The following is a 14,852-nucleotide window of genomic DNA, read 5'->3' as shown; positions in this document are numbered from 1 at the left end:
ACGCGATTGTATAAGCTGACCTGGTTCAGCACTGCTCACAACAATAATAAGGAGCACACCTCGTATGCGTTCTACAACGCTGTCTCGCTCGCTATTGCTCGCGGTTATCGGGTTGTTGACCAGCCTCTCGCCGTTGGCCTTTGCCCAGGCTATAACCCCGCATGAACAGGTTCAGGTGCAGGCCAGCCGGGTCACCAGCAGCCTGATGCTGTTACGCGGAGAGGGTTTCCAAAAGAAACACCAGGACGCCCTGGAATCTGATCTGCAGGCCCTGGCCGCTGCGGTGCAGAGCCTGCCGCAAAGCAGCGATGCGCTGCGCAGCGCCCATCAGGAACTGGTGGTGCAGATTCGTCGTGGTGTGGCCTTCGGCCCGAGTGAAGATGACATGCCCTGGCGCTACCCCGAGGACCTCAGCAAGGCCCTGCTCGGCGTGCTCGAGGAAACCCGCAAGCTGGCAGGGCCGGGTGAAAGCGAACTGTCTGCCAAGCTCGAATACCTCTCGGTGCAGTACCTCAGCCGTGCGTACTTCGGCAATTTTGAAACGGCGCGCGAACAGCCCGACACCTACCTCGGCCAGGATGAGCGCAAGATTGTGCCGTCGGTGGATGAGCAACTGGCCGCGCTAGATGGCAAGGCCGACCCGCAGATCGGCAAGCTGAAAACCCGCTGGGATTATCTCAAGGCTGCGTTGGTTGACCTCAACAGCCAGAGCAGCGCTCTGCAGAGCGCCTCGGGCCGACCGTTTGCGCCGATCACCGTGTATCGCCATACACGGTCGCTGACCACGCAATGGATGGCGATGTACTAAGTCCGTCTTCGATCTGCTGCGCGTCGGCGATACTGCGTTAAAAATGGCCTCGGAAAGCCCTTGCGGCTAACGCGCTTTAACGCGACCCGAAGGGCGAGTGAAGCGAGTACTGCTCATTTACAGTCGTAAACTCCGCGCCCTCGGCCATTTTGACCAGCCGAAGGCTGTTACTAACGTAGCGCCTTGTCTCGCTCTAGCTCGCGAGATCCGGATCGGCCTAGCAGTTTCAAGCAGTGGCTTTCTTCTCGCGAATACAGGTCGGGCCGGCGCGTTCGACGATGGCCTGTTCGACCTCTTTGCGCAGGCCCAGCAGGAAGGCCGCTTCAGCGGCGACGAACAGGGGGCCGATCACCAGGCCCATCACGTCATCGACAAACGCCGGTTTGCGCCCTTCGTAGTAGTGGCCGACAAACTGGATGATCCAGCCGATCACGAACAGACCGATGCCGCTGCTCAGCCATACCGCCGTCGATTGCACCGCCAGGCCCGCCGCCGCCCACAGGCTGAGCCCCAGCAGCAGTGCCATCAGCAGGCCGAAGCGCAGGTCCAGGCGCAGGTAGAACACCCCTGCCGCCAGAGCCACCAGCAGGGCTGGAGACAGCCACAGGCCGAGCAGCTCGAAGCCGGGGCGTGACAACAGCACGGCCACCGCCACAACGATCAGTGGAATACCGATAAAGTGGCTGAGAATATTGCGTTGGTCGCGGTGATAGGCCGCGTATTGAGCCAGATGATCAACCAGGGTTTTCATTATTATTTTCCTCATGCAAGACAGGTGGCCAGCATGAACCCACGCCCACGCAGCGCTCTGTCAGCTAGCCGACAAACCGCTTGGAACCGTCGATGAACAGCGAGCACCGCTATCAGGCACGTTTGCGTCAGGGCCACTGGTTCAGCGCCCTGCCCGCTGCATTGCAGGAGGCGCTGCTGGCGGCTGCTCAGGTGCAGCAACTGGCGCCCGGTCAGGTGCTGTTTCGCCGGGGCGACAAACCCTGTGGCTTGTATGCCGTGGTCGAGGGTGGCATGCGCATCGGTGCGGTCAGCGCCACCGGCAAGGAAGCGCTGCTGACCCTGGTTGAGCCGCCCTACTGGTTTGGCGAGATTTCCCTGTTCGATGGCCAGCCACGCACCCACGATGCCTTTGCCGAAGGCCCCGCCACTTTGTTGCTGGTGCCGCAGGCGCGGCTGCTGGCGCTGCTTGAACAGCAGCCGCAGTACTGGCGTGATTTCGCCCTGCTGATGAGCCACAAACTGCGCCTGGCGTTTATCGCCCTGGAAGAGATGAGCCTGCTGCCCGCCGCCCCGCGCCTGGCCCGGCGGCTGCTGCTGATCGCGGAAAACTATGGCGAGGGCGAGCCGCGCCGCGTGCTGCACCTGCCGCAGGAACAGCTGGCGCTGATGCTGGCGATCTCCCGGCAGACCACCAATCAGATCCTCAAGGAGCTGGAGGCTCAGGGCATTCTGCGCCTGACCTATGGCGAGATCGAACTCCTCGATCTGCCACGCTTGCGTCAGGCGGCGCAGTGAGCCAAACCGGCCGGGCAGGCTGCAAAGACTGAACCTGTGGCGCAGAATGGCGCTCTATTGCCGATCTGTTTGCCGCCAGAGCCCGATGTACCGATGCCGATAACCGCTGTTACCCCCACTGCCGCCCACGCTGACCTGCCCCCGGTGTTGGCCGGTCCGCTGCTGCGCCGCATGGAAGCGCAGCGCCTGGTGCTCTGGTTAGTTGGCAGCCGGCCGCTGACCCTTACCCTGCAGCTGAGTCATGGTGATGCAGCCGAGCCACAGCGCTTGCCGCTGCACGGTGAAAGCTGCCAGGTTATCCAGATTGGCGAGCAGGCGTTTATCCACCTGATTGACCTCAAGCTGGAAGCGCCGCTGCCCTGCGATATGCAGATTGATTACGACCTGCTGATCGAACAGCCGGATCAGGCCGCGCTGGGTATCGCCGACTGGGCGCCGCACCTGCTGTACGACGGCGCGACCCAGGCGAATTTTGTGCTGCGCGTGCAGCTGGATCATCTGCTGCACGGCTCTTGCCGCAAGCCGCATCACCCGGCGGCCGATGGCCTGCTCTGCGCTGACCGTCTGCTGGCCGAAGCGCATGCCGCCGAGCAGCGCCCGGCCTTGCTGCTGATGAGTGGCGACCAGATCTACGCCGATGATGTCAGCGGGCCGCTGCTGCGGGCGATTCATCAGGTGATTGAGCGCCTGGGTTTGTTTGGCGAGCATTTGCAAGGTGCGGTGGTCGATGACAGCACGGCGCTGTACCAGCACCCCGCCAGCTACTACCAGCGCGCCGAGCTGCTGCCGGCGCTGAAGAGCAACGAAACCCTGCGCGAACGCTTCTTCGGCGGCGTGGAAAAACCGGTGTTCACCAGCAGCAGCGCCGACAACCACCTGGTGACCTGCGCCGAAGTGTTGGCCATGTACCTGCTGGTCTGGTCGCCGCTGCCCTGGACCTTGCTGGATGCGGAAATGCCGGCACTCAGCGCCGAGGAAGTGCCGCGTTATCAGGTCGAGCGTGGGCGTATCGAAGCCTTTCGCGGCGGGCTGAGCCAGGTCGCCCGTGCCCTCGCCCACTTGCCGACGCTGATGATCTTCGATGACCACGACATCACCGATGACTGGAACCTCTCCGCACAGTGGGAAGAAACCGCCTACGGCCACCCGTTTTCCAAACGCATCATCGGCAATGCGCTGATCGCCTACCTGCTGTGCCAGGGCTGGGGCAATAACCCGGATGTGTTTGCTGAGCCGCTGCAGATGATCCGTGCGATGACCGAGGGCCGCGATGCTGCCAACCACATGGACAGTCAGCCGCAGGATGCGCTGATCGACACCTTGCTGAGCTTTCACCAGTGGCAATTCGTCCTGCCGAGCAGCCCGGCGCTGGTGGTGCTGGACACCCGCACCCGGCGCTGGCGCAGCGAGCGCAACCTCAAGCGGCCGTCCGGTCTGCTGGATTGGGAAGCGCTGTGCGAACTGCAGCAGGCGCTGCTCGACCAGCCGTCGGCGATCATTGTTTCCCCCGCGCCAATGTTCGGCGTCAAGCTGATCGAGACCATCCAGAAGGTCTTCAGCTGGGCCGGCCATCCGCTGATGGTCGATGCCGAGAACTGGATGGCCCACCGGGGCGCGGCGCAGGTGATGCTGAACATCTTCCGCCACTCGCGCACGCCAGGTAACTACGTGATTCTCTCCGGCGACGTGCATTACTCGTTTGTCTACGAGGTGCTGATCCGCCAGCGCAAGCGCGGGCCGAAGCTTTGGCAGATCACCAGCAGCGGCCTGAAAAACGAATTCCCGCCGCGCCTGCTCGACTGGTTCGACCGCCTTAACCGCTGGCTCTACGCGCCGTGGTCACCGCTCAACTGGCTGACCACGCGCCGGCGTATGCAGGTCAAGCCGCGCATCCCCTCGCGCAGCAAGGCCGGCGAACGCCTGTGGAATGGCGCGGGACTCGGCCAGGTGTGGTTCAACGACAACGGCCAGCCCTGTGCGGTCTACCAGCTGAGTGCCGATGGCTCGCCGGCGGTAGCGTTTGTCGATGACCGTGATAACGCACCGAGCACCGCGCCTGCCCGCCGCGCAGCAACTCAGTCGGCAGATCGCTCAGCCTGAGGACGCGCGGGCCAGAGCCGGGCCAGCCATTGCGCGCGCCAGCTCAAGGTCAGGGCGACGAGCAGCGTGGCAACGCCCAGCAGCATCAGCCACAGCAGGATGGCCATGGCCGGCGAATCGCCCGCCAGGCTGCACAGCAATGACAGCCCGAGCATCAGACTGGCGCCGCTGCGCAGGGCGACTTGCCGTGACGCCGTCTGTTGCACGCCGTGATGCACCTGACGCCAATGGTTGGGCAAGGCCAGGGCGAGCCAGGCAAAGCCCAGCACCGCCAGCAGCAGGGCCAACAGTGAGTACAGGGTGGCGTCAGACATGGGCGACCTCCAGCGTTTCTGCCTGCGGCACGCGGCGGCGCAGCTTGTGCGCGGCCAGCAGGGCGAGTGCTGCCCCAGCGAGCAGGCACAAGTCGGTGCCGGCCACCGGACCGTTGCCGCTGCGCAGGGTGGCCAGCAGGTGGTCGCCGGTGGTCAGCCAGTTGGCCAGAACGGCCAGCACGGCCAGCAGCGCAATCGCCGTGCACTGCTCGCGCCAGGCGTGCAGGTAACCGAGGCGCGGGTCATGCATCACGCGCCACACGGCATGGGCGCTCGCCACGAGCCACAGGGCATAGAAACTCAGGATTTCGACACGCGCGCGGCCCAGGCCAAACAGCTGCTCCTGCAGCGGCAGCCAGCGGTTGGCCAGCAGGAACGCCAGGGTGGCGAGAATCACCCCGCACACGCCGGCAACACTCAGGGCATCCAGCAGCGAGACGCCGAGATGGCCGTGGCGCTGCTGCTTCTTGCGCCGGGCCTGGGTCCAGAAGAACAGCCCGGTGGCGATCACCACACAACCGCCCAGGCCGCCGAGGAAATACAGCCAGCGCAGGGCGTCGTGGCGGAACTGGATGTAGTGCAGGCCGGCGATGAAGTTCCAGGTGTTCACTGTGGTTGAGGCCTGAAAGCGACCTATGACCTCACCGCTGACACTGGAAAAGCGGAAGTTGTCGATGTCCTTGGTCACGCTGCTGTGGCTGGTGCGGCGCAGCAGCACATTGCCGTTGGCATCCTTGGGATTGTTAACCCGCAGCAGGTACACCGAGCCCGGTCCCCAGTGTTGTTCAGCCTTGGTCACCATGGGCTCCAGCGGCGCCAGTTCTCCCGGCTGCTTGGCGGCCCGCAGGCGGATGCGACCGAGTGCTTCGCCGAGGAAAGCGCGTTCGGCGCTGACACCGCTTTGCACCTGCTCGCGGTAGGTGTGTTGCGGCGCATCGGGGTAGTAAATGGCGAACGCGACGATCAGCCCGGACAGGGTGATCAGCAGGTGGAACGGCAGCAGCGCCACGCCGGCTACGTTATGCACATCCAGGGTGCTGCGGCCAAAGGCGCGGTGCAGGCGCAGGGTGAAAAACTCGCTAAACAGCTTGCGGTGGATCACCACGCCAGATACCAGCAGGCAGAGCATGGCCATGCCGGCAATCCCCACTAACCAGGCGCCGATGTTTTTGTAGCGCAGCGTCAGGTTGTGGTGGAAGGGGTAGATAAAGCCACTGGCCCCCAGGGTCAACGGCTTGGCCAGCGGCTCCAGGGTGATCGGGTGGAACAGGTCGCGGCGGCTCTTGCGCGACTCTTCGCTGCCGTAAGTGAGGGTCAGGAACGGCGTGCGCTCCAGGGGCAGGATGATGGTCCAGACGGGCGCGTTGGCGGCGCGTTGTTCCAGCAGTGGGCGAATGTCACGGTCCAGCGACGGCCGCTGCATGCTGTCATCCCAGTGCAGGCGGGTGCTGGGCATCATCCAGCGGTCGATTTCCTTGTCGAACACCGACAGGCTGCCGGTCCAGAATACGGCGAACAGCAAGACGCCGAGCAACACGCCGGCCCAGGTGTGCAGCTCGCCCATGCGGCTTCTGAATCCTGTTTTCATGCTTGCCCCTGCAGCAGCAGGGGCGTGCCCCAGGCGATCAGGCTCAGGCCGCCGAGCAACAACCAGGCGTTACGCCGGCGCTCGCGGGAAAAGCCCCAGAGCAGCAACACCAGCAGGTAAATGAAGCCGAGCATGATCGCCAGCATCACCGCATCGCCCTGACTCATGCCGGCCCACCAGGCCAGCAGGCCGCTCAGGCCAACCAGTTGTGCGCTGGCGAAATAGGCCAGCGCACACAGGCCGACAACATGGCTGGCCGTCGCGGCCGGTTGGATAACATCGCGCAGGTGCATGGCGGCCTCACTCAAAGCGGTAGCTGGTGCTGAATTGCAGCGAGCGCGGCTCGCCCGGCAGGATGCCGAGGTCATTGGTGGCCGACTCGTAGTAGGTCTTGTCGCCCAGGTTGCGGGCGTTGAGGGCAAATGCCCACGGGCCGCGCTCATGGAACAGCCCGGCATCCAGCACGGTGTAGGCCGGCAGGGTGACGGCGTTGGTGGTCGAGGCTAAGGAATCGCCCTGATGGCGCACACCGAGGCCGACGCGCCAGCCGTTACCCAGCTCTTTGACGCCCCACAGGGTGGCGCTAAAGCGTGGGGCGTTGGCCGCCCGTTTGCCTTCCAGCGGGGTGGCCGGCGGCGTCGGGGTGATCGCCGGTGCCGTGGTGTTGTTCGACTGGGTCACCCGTGCATCCAGGTAGGTGAGCCCGCCCTGCAGGCTCAGGCCGTGGCCGAGATCGCCGAGGGCCGACAGCTCGACCCCTTCGGCGGTGATTTCACCGACATACAGCGACGGGCCGTTGGGGTCGCTGGGGTCACGGGTCGGCACGTTTTCCTTGATGATCTGGAACAGGCTCAGGCCCAGCTCCAAAGCACCGTCGTTCAGGCGCAGCTTGCTGCCCAGCTCATAGCTGGTGGTGATCTCCGGCGGCTGGATGGCGTTGCCCGGGTCGATCACCCCGGTGGCGCTGCCGGGCTGGTAAGAACGTGAGGCGGACAGGTAATAAGACGACCAGTCATTGGGCTGATAGACCAGGCCGGCGCGCGGGCTGCGGTAATCATCGTCGCGGCTGTAATCACTGTCGACGCGGTTGTCGAAATCGCGCTCCAGCTGATCTTCACGCAGGCCCAGCAGCATCACCCAGTGCTCGTTGAAGCGCATCAGGTCCTGGATGTAGTAGCCGGCGGTGTGGGTTTCGTAGATGCCATCGCGGCGCACGGAGGCAGCGCTGTAGGGCACGGTCTTGAGCACCGGGTTGTACACCGACAGGTTGTAGGCAGCCGGCAGGTCGCCGCCGCGTGACAGGGTGTCGCGCTCCTCGAGGGCGTACTCGGCGCCGACCATCAGCTCGTGCTGGATGCCCAGCCATTCGACCTGCTTGCTCAGCTCCAGCTTGTTGGCCAGGTCAGTCTGCTGGCTGTCGAAGTTGCTGCGCGACAGGCGTACGGTGGGCGTTACGGTGTTGAGCAACAGGCGGTTGATGGTGGTTTGGTTGCGCTCAAGGTCCAGGGTGCGATAGCTCAGGGTGTTGCGCAGTTGCAGGCTGTCGCTCAGGTCCACCTTGAGGTCGGCCTGGAAGGTGCTGTCAGCGCTGGTGCCGCTGTCGTTGTCGCCCGGGTTGGCCGAGCCGTAATAGGTCGAGCGCGAGACATCCGCCGGCTTGCCGTTGATGCCGGGAATGCCGGCATCGAACACGCGCTCATCCGCCAGGTGCTGGGCGCGCAGGTCGAGGGTCACGTCATCGTTGAAACGCAGGGTGGAGGCCAGCGCCAGGCCGTGCTTGTTGTACCAGACCTCATCGCGGTACGAGTCGCCCTCGTCAGCCATGGCATTGATGCGCACCTGCACCGCTTCGTTGATCGGCTGGTTGACGTCGAGTGTCAGGCGCCGGGCATCGTACGACCCCAGGCTGGCGGCCAGGTCAGTCTGCGCCTGCGAGTGCGGGCGCTTGCTCACCAGGTTGATCAAGCCCCCGGCCGAGCCCCGGCCGTAGAGCACACCACTGGGGCCTTTGACCACTTCCACCTGCTCCAGGTTGAAGGTGTCGCGGAAGCTGTTGCCGCCATCGCGCATGCCGTCCACATAGGTATCCGAAATAGCCGAGAAGCCACGGATGACGAACTGCTCGCGAATGCCCTCGCCGGTGCTGCTGGTTACGCCTGGGGTGTACGCCAGGGCGTCCTTGATCGAGCGCGCGCCGCGATCACGCAGCACGCTGGCCGGCACCGCATCGACCGTCTGTGGCACATCCAGCGAGTCGGCATCGGAGCGGGTGGCGCTGCTCACCGGCACGCTGCTCTGGTAACGGCTGGCCTTGCCGGAAATGGTCATGGCGGGCAGTTCGGTGCGGGCCGCTGCGTTGTCCGTGTGCGCGGGTGCGGGCCGCAGCACATAACCACCAGCCTCTACCTGCACGGCTTGCAAGCCGGTGCCGGCCAGCAGCACCGCCAGGGCTTCGGGCACGGTGTAGTGGCCTTGAAGACCTGCGGTTAACTTGTCGGCCGTTTGCTCGGCGGTAAAGCTGAGCAGCAGGTTGGCGCTGCTCGACAGGCTGCGCAGCGCCGGTGCCAAAGGCCCGGCGGCAATCGCGAAGGTTTGCTGCCCCTGCTGTTGGGCCGGCGCGGTGTCTGCGGCCAAGGCCACGCCCGGCAGTTGCTGGAGGGCCAGGCTGCAGGCCAGGGCCAAGAGCAGGCGGCCACTCGGTCGCTGTTGGAGGTTGTGCGCGGTGTGACGCGGCGGCGTCACGGGGCGATTGGCACGGTGCATGGGGGCTCCTGGCACAGAAAGCGAATAAGGTTCTTGCTGTGTAGGTGCCGCGAGAATGGCAATCGGGCAGTGCGTGGCTGAATTATTTTTCGCCGCGCTCGGCTATCTGCTGCGACGCGGGCTTAGCCGGCCTGTTCGATCAGCACCCAGTAGCGGCTGCGGGTGCGCACCTGCACTGGCAGCACGCTGGACAGGGTGACGAGAATGCGATCGCTGTCGTGCACCGGGAACACCCCGGACAGGCGCAACCCGGCCACGTGCGGATCGCAGCGCAGCACCCAGGGGCGGTAACGATCAAGCTCGGCGATAAATTCGCCCAGGGGCATGTCGTCAGCAATGATCTGCCCACGGGTCCAGGCCAGATCAGCCTCATGCAGCGGGCGCAGCGGGTCGATATGGGTGCGGCTGAAGCCGGTGCGTTGCCCAGCCAGCAGCACCTGCACGCGGTCACTGCGGCTCGGGTGGAGCTGTACGGCGCTTTCCTGCACGGCCACTTGGGTATGGCCGTCGTCCTGGCGCACGCTGAAACGCGTGCCCAGCGCGCGAATGCGCCCTTGTGCGGTTTGCACCTCCAGCGGCCGTGGGTCAACAGGCTGCAGGCCCTGGGCCGCGGCAGTGACGACCATGATCTCGCCCGCGCGCAGGTGCAGCAGGCGGGTGTGCGCATCGAACTGCAGGTCGAGCGCCGTGGCGGTGTTGAGTGTCACGCGGGTGCCATCGCTGAGGGTCACGCGGCGTTGCTCACCCGTGCCCGTGCGGTGTTCGGCGAGCTGTTCCCGCCAGGTGCTGGTGCGGCTGGCCAGCAGCCCGGAGCCGGCCAGCAACCCACCCCAGAACAGCGAGCGCAGCAGCGTGCGGCGGCTGGCCTGAGCCGTTTGTCGGGCATAGGGTGAGAGCGTCTGGTAGGCACTCTTGGCTGGCAATGCCTTGAGTCGGCCGGTCATGGCCTCGATATGCCGCCAGGCGCGTTCGTGCTCAGGGCTGGCGGCGCGCCAGGCCTGCCAAGCCAGCTGCTCCTGCGTGCTGGTTGCGCCGGACATCAGCAGGGTCAGCCATTCCACCGCCTGGTCGGCCACTGCCGCGCTGATCGGCTGACCCTCGGCCAAAGGCCTGGCGGGTGTGTTGGGGTAAACCGCGCTGCGTTGTCCGTTCATGTTCAGCTGGCCAGCGCGAACAGGTATTGGCGGTTGGCACGCATCAGGTACTGCTTCACCGAGCTGCTGGACACGCCCAGGCGTTGGGCGATTTCGGCATAGCTGAGTTCTTCCAGGTGGGCGAGCAGGAAGGCTTCCTTGACCTGGGCCGGCAGGCCGTCGAGGGCGCTGTCGATCTGGCGCAGGGTTTCCAGTGCCTGCAGTTGTTCTTCCGGAGAGGGATAAACCGCTTCCGGCAGGCTGGCGAGCACTTCAAGGTAGGCGTCTTCCAGGCGTTGGCGGCGATGGCGATGGGCAATCAGACGGCGCGCAATGGTCGCCAGAAAGGGCCTGGGTTCGCGAATTTCACTGGCCTGAGCGGAATGAATAACGCTGACGAAGGTGTCCTGGGCCAGGTCTGCGGCGGCAAAGGTGTCGTTCAGCTTGCGCCGCAGCCAGCCTTCCAGCCAGCCGTGGTGCTGGCGGTAGAGCGTGTCGAGGTCGGTGGAGAGGTCTAAATCAGAGGCAGGCACAGTGAGCTCCGGTCAGCCGGATGGCTACTCAGGCGCACATGATAATTATTATTATTAAAAACTCAATGCTGCCGGTAACGCCGTGCCCCGGCAGCTGATCAGCGGACTGCGCGCGCGTCAGCGCCGCACCGTTCTTAACGCAGTTTTTCCAGCATCTGGTAGTACCACATGCCGGCGGCCAGCATCGGGTTGCCGAACACATCCCCCAGCGGCACTTTGATGTGTCTGCAGGCGGCGAAGGTGTCGTAGTGACCCAGGGTGCCGGTCAGGGCGTTGGCCATGATCTCGCCCATGATGTGGGTGGTGGCGATGCCGTGGCCGGAGTAGCCCTGGCAGTACCAGACATTGTCCGAGAGTTTGCCCAGCTGCGGGATGCGGTTGATCACGATGCCCATGGCGCAGCTCCACTGAAAATCAATGGCGACGCCCTTGAGCTGCGGGAAGGTCTGCTCGATGCCGGGACGCAGTTCGGCCGCAATGTCGCGTGAGTCACGGCCGGAGTAGTTGCAGCCACCGCCGAACAGCAGGCGACCGTCGGCGGTCATGCGGTAGTAGTCGAGGACAAAGCGGCAGTCGTACACCGCCAGATCCTGCGGGTTGATTTCCTTTGCCCGCTCACCCAGCGGCGCGGTGGTGACGATGCCGCCCATGGCCGGGAAGATCATGCCCTTGAGCTTTTTCGGCTCCAGCTTGTGGTACACGTCGCCGGCCAGCAGCACCTGCTTGGCGTTGATCCGGCCTTGGGCGGTGACCACTGCCGGGGTGTTGCCATGCACAATTTCCAGCACTTCGGAGTGCTCGAAAATCAGCGCGCCCAGGCTGGCGGCGGCTTTGGCTTCGCCGATGCACAGGTTCAGCGGGTGCAGGTGCATGTTGCGGGTGTTCTTCAGCGCGCCGCTGTACAGGTCGCTGGCCAGGTGGCTGCGCACCCCGGCGCGGTCGAGCAGGGTCACGTCAGCGCCCATGCCGCGACGCTGTGCTTCGGCGTAGGTGGCTTCGAGCTCCTGCATATGCGTGGGCTTCATGGCCGCGTGCAGGTGACCGTGCTTGAGGTCGCACGGGATGGCGTACTTCTCCACACGGTTCTTGATGATCTCGTGGCCGCGCCAGCGCAGGTGCCAGATAAAGTCTTCGACTTCCTCGCCAAGGGTGTTGCGCATCTGCTTGGTCATCGCCGCATCACCGGACAGGCTGCCGGTGACCTGCCCGCCGTTGCGCCCGGTGGCGCCCCAGCCAATCTTGTTGGCTTCGACAATCGCCACCTTGAGGCCGCGCTCGGCCAATTCCACGGCAGACGCCACGCCGGTAAAACCGCCGCCGATGATCACCACATCGACACTGACCTCGCCTTGCAGGGTCGGGTAATCGGTTTCTTCATTGAGGGTGGCGCTGTAGTAAGACGGGCAACGCACAGCGGCCGGAGTAACGGGTTTGAGGGCGGCATTCATAAGCAGCTTCCTGGTAGACGACGGGAGTGGGCAGAGCAGTCAGAAACGATCCGATCGGCCATCCGGCGGACGCGCGTGACGGCAATGCCACAACGCCCAAAACGCCAAGGTTTGCGGCAGTTTGAGCTGATCACGCGGCGTTGCTGCGGGCAAAGGGGCGGGATAAAACACAAGAGAAGAGCGCATGGGTGCAAGGTTCACACAGGGCCATGCGTTGGTTAAATGCGGTTTTTTACATGCTTGGTTGTTGCTGGGCTAAACATTGGCGACCGCTTAAGCACCGCGTAACTGCGCCATCACCCGTTCGGCGTTCTCGGCGCAGGCCATGCCTTCGGGCTTGCTTTCGATGCTGGCAATAATGCCCAGCAGTTGCGCTTTGTTCTGCGCTAAACGCTGTTGCATGGCCTCGATTTCGCTGACTTTGCGCTGCAGGCTGCCGAGCAACTGATCGTGGGCCCAGCCTGCGGCGTTGGCATCGGGCAGCAGGTGGCGGATTTCCTCCAGGCTGAACCCGGCCTGCTGCGCACAGCTGATGATGCCCAGGGTCTGCACGGCCTGTTCCGGGTAGCGGCGGTAGCCGTTGGCCTGACGTTGCGCGCTGATCAGCCCGCTGGCTTCATAGAAACGAATACGCGATGCCGCCAGCCCGGTGCGGCTGGCCAGTTCACCGATTTTCATTCCATCACTCCGCACTATTGACCTTAAAGTTGACTTTAACCTTAGCCTTGCTCCACCTGCTACCTCGGAGTACGCCATGCCTGCCTTCCAACCGCTGCACCTGCCCAACGGTACTGTCATCCCCAATCGCATTGCCAAGGCGGCGATGGAAGAAAACCTGGCCGATACCCGCCAAGGCCCGTCTGCTGAATTGCTGCGCCTCTATCAAGCCTGGGCCGAGGGTGGTGCCGGGCTGTTGATCACCGGCAATGTGATGGTCGACCGCCGCGCCATGACCGGCCCCGGCGGCGTGGTGCTGGAAGATGCGCGCCAGCTGGATAAATTCCGCGAGTGGGCGCGCATCAGCCGGGCGCAGGGTGCGCAGGTCTGGATGCAGATCAACCACCCCGGCCGGCAAATGCAGGCCAACCTTGGCCAGCAGACCGTAGCACCGTCAGCGGTCGCGCTGGAGCTGGGTGGCCTGTCGAAAATGTTCCCCGTGCCCAAGGCGCTGGATGAAGCAGAAATCCAGGACCTGATTCAGCGCTACGCGCGCACTGCACAGCTGGCCGAACAGGCCGGCTTTACCGGCGTACAGATCCACGCGGCGCACGGTTATCTGCTCAGCCAATTCCTGTCGCCGCTCAGCAACAAACGCAGCGACCGCTGGGGCGGCCCTTTGGAAAACCGCGCACGCCTGCTGCTGGAAGTGGTCAAGGCGGTACGGGCTGTGGTGGCCCCCAGCTTCTGCGTGGCGGTCAAACTCAACTCGGCGGACTTTCAGCGTGGCGGCTTCGACGCGGCCGATGCCAAGCAGGTGGTTCAACTGCTCAATGAGCTGGCGGTTGATCTGGTCGAGCTGTCCGGTGGCAGCTATGAAGCGCCGGCCATGCAGGGCGATGCCCGTGATGGCCGCACCCTCGCGCGTGAAGCCTACTTTCTGGAGTTCGCCGGTGAGATTGCCGCTGCGGCGACGATGCCGGTGATGGTCACCGGTGGGATTCGTCGTTTGCCAGTGGTCGAACAGGTGCTGGCCAGCGGCGTGGCCATGGCCGGGATAGCCACGGCCTTGGCCATTGAGCCAGCGCTGCCCAAACACTGGCAGGCTGGGCAAGCGAGCCACGCCGAACTGCCGGCAATCCGTTGGAAGAACAAGGCGTTTGCCTCCCTGGCTTACATGGCCGTGGTGAAGTTTCAACTGCGCCAGCTCAGCCTAGGCAAGCACACCCACGCTGGGGTCTCGCCGCTACGCGCGCTGGTGTTGGAACAGCTGAAAAGTGCGCGACGTACCCGCCATTACAAACGCTTGATGGCCGCAGGCCGTTAATCGGGCAAGTGCCCGGTTTTCACCCAGATCAGGCAGCCGGCTTCGCTGAACGGCGTGTGCTGTGACAGGTGCGGACTGCGCAGCCAGCTGCCCGCGGGGTAGTCGCCGAACTCGTCCTGAAAGGTGCCTTCAAGCACCAGGATTTCTTCGCCGCCCCAATGCCGGTGGGCATTGAAGTAGGTGCCGGGGGCCCAACGCACCAGCGCCACGTGCTCGGTGCCGTGCTGGTGCAACGGCAACACCTGCAAGCCCGGCACCAGGCCGGACCGCCATTGCGCCTGGGTGCTGTCGATCACCACAGGCTGGTCATCGGCCACATCGAACTGCATCAATTTGACGAAGATGGTGCAGCCTTCGCGGCTGAAGGGCGCGTGATGGCTGCCGATGGGGTTACGTACGTAGGTGCCGGCCGGGTAATCGCCGCGCTCATCGGAGAACACCCCCTCGAGCACAAGAAACTCCTCGCCGCCGGGGTGGTGATGCGCGCTGAAGTGCGATCCTGCGGCGTAACGCACGATGCTGGTGGCACGTGCCACCTCATCGCCGATACGGTCCAGCATGCGCCGCTCCACCCCTGGCATGGGTGAGGCCACCCAGGGGCTGTCGGCAGCACGGATCAGGGCGCGCTGACTAAAGTCGGCATTCAGTTGCATG

Annotated in this window: 14 protein-coding genes; 4 read left to right on the top strand and 10 right to left on the bottom strand. The window is 64.4% G+C overall.

Going from position 1 to position 14,852, the window contains the following annotated elements; all coding sequences use genetic code 11:
- Positions 1-64: 64 nt before the first annotated feature.
- On the top strand, positions 65-808 hold the full coding sequence (locus tag DBR00_RS20025) for a hypothetical protein (RefSeq protein ID WP_108487497.1): 744 nt from the start codon (positions 65-67) through the stop codon (positions 806-808).
- Between the two features lie 226 nt (positions 809-1,034).
- On the opposite strand, the gene DBR00_RS20020 is transcribed toward DBR00_RS20025, so the two are convergent.
- Entirely contained in the window at positions 1,035-1,559 is a 525-nt protein-coding gene (locus DBR00_RS20020; protein ID WP_108487498.1) for a DUF962 domain-containing protein, read from the bottom strand.
- 92 nt (positions 1,560-1,651) lie between these two features.
- On the opposite strand from DBR00_RS20020, the gene DBR00_RS20015 reads away from it, so the two are divergent.
- Both DBR00_RS20015 and DBR00_RS20010 read left to right on the top strand, forming a co-directional pair.
- Positions 1,652-2,335 (top strand): Crp/Fnr family transcriptional regulator, encoded by a 684-nt coding sequence (locus DBR00_RS20015; RefSeq protein ID WP_108538105.1) that lies wholly within the window; start codon positions 1,652-1,654, stop codon positions 2,333-2,335.
- Positions 2,336-2,428: 93 nt separating this feature from the next.
- Complete coding sequence (locus DBR00_RS20010; RefSeq protein ID WP_108489031.1) at positions 2,429-4,435, top strand: alkaline phosphatase D family protein; 2,007 nt, start codon at positions 2,429-2,431, stop codon at positions 4,433-4,435.
- On the opposite strand, the gene DBR00_RS20005 is transcribed toward DBR00_RS20010, so the two are convergent.
- From DBR00_RS20005 to DBR00_RS19970, 8 genes are all read right to left on the bottom strand, one after another.
- Complete coding sequence (locus DBR00_RS20005) at positions 4,411-4,749, bottom strand: DUF3325 domain-containing protein (RefSeq protein ID WP_108489030.1); 339 nt, start codon at positions 4,747-4,749, stop codon at positions 4,411-4,413. The genes DBR00_RS20010 and DBR00_RS20005 overlap by 25 nt on opposite strands.
- Positions 4,742-6,337 (bottom strand): PepSY domain-containing protein, encoded by a 1,596-nt coding sequence (locus tag DBR00_RS20000; protein ID WP_108489029.1) that lies wholly within the window; start codon positions 6,335-6,337, stop codon positions 4,742-4,744. The genes DBR00_RS20005 and DBR00_RS20000 overlap by 8 nt, the downstream gene beginning before the upstream one ends.
- Positions 6,334-6,630, bottom strand: coding sequence for a hypothetical protein (locus DBR00_RS19995; protein WP_108489028.1), 297 nt, complete (start codon positions 6,628-6,630; stop codon positions 6,334-6,336). Before DBR00_RS19995 ends, DBR00_RS20000 begins: the two co-directional genes overlap by 4 nt.
- A 7-nt stretch (positions 6,631-6,637) precedes the next feature.
- A complete protein-coding gene (locus tag DBR00_RS19990) occupies positions 6,638-9,100 on the bottom strand; it encodes a TonB-dependent siderophore receptor (RefSeq protein WP_108489027.1) in 2,463 nt (820 codons plus the stop codon).
- A 122-nt stretch (positions 9,101-9,222) separates the two neighbouring features.
- On the bottom strand, positions 9,223-10,254 hold the full coding sequence (locus DBR00_RS19985; RefSeq protein ID WP_108489026.1) for a FecR domain-containing protein: 1,032 nt from the start codon (positions 10,252-10,254) through the stop codon (positions 9,223-9,225).
- A gap of 2 nt (positions 10,255-10,256) precedes the next feature.
- On the bottom strand, positions 10,257-10,766 hold the full coding sequence (locus tag DBR00_RS19980; protein WP_108489025.1) for a sigma-70 family RNA polymerase sigma factor: 510 nt from the start codon (positions 10,764-10,766) through the stop codon (positions 10,257-10,259).
- A gap of 134 nt (positions 10,767-10,900) precedes the next feature.
- Positions 10,901-12,214, bottom strand: a complete 1,314-nt coding sequence (locus DBR00_RS19975; protein ID WP_108489024.1) for an FAD-binding oxidoreductase — start codon at positions 12,212-12,214, stop codon at positions 10,901-10,903.
- A gap of 273 nt (positions 12,215-12,487) precedes the next feature.
- Positions 12,488-12,892 carry a MerR family transcriptional regulator gene (locus DBR00_RS19970; RefSeq protein WP_108489023.1) on the bottom strand — a complete coding sequence of 135 codons (405 nt, stop codon included), beginning with the start codon at positions 12,890-12,892 and terminating at the stop codon, positions 12,488-12,490.
- 76 nt (positions 12,893-12,968) lie between these two features.
- On the opposite strand from DBR00_RS19970, the gene DBR00_RS19965 reads away from it, so the two are divergent.
- Positions 12,969-14,198, top strand: a complete 1,230-nt coding sequence (locus DBR00_RS19965; protein ID WP_108489022.1) for an NADH:flavin oxidoreductase/NADH oxidase family protein — start codon at positions 12,969-12,971, stop codon at positions 14,196-14,198.
- On the opposite strand, the gene DBR00_RS19960 is transcribed toward DBR00_RS19965, so the two are convergent.
- Entirely contained in the window at positions 14,195-14,851 is a 657-nt protein-coding gene (locus DBR00_RS19960) for a cupin domain-containing protein (RefSeq protein ID WP_108489021.1), read from the bottom strand. The two genes, DBR00_RS19965 and DBR00_RS19960, sit on opposite strands and share 4 nt — an antisense overlap.
- Position 14,852 lies beyond the last annotated feature (1 nt).

It is taken from the genome of Pseudomonas sp. HMWF032 (genome assembly GCF_003060885.1).
In the GTDB taxonomy this organism is placed as follows: Bacteria; Pseudomonadota; Gammaproteobacteria; order Pseudomonadales; family Pseudomonadaceae; genus Aquipseudomonas.
The sequence above is the reverse complement of the archived record's forward strand: the minus strand, read 5'-3'. Positions and strand labels throughout refer to the sequence as shown.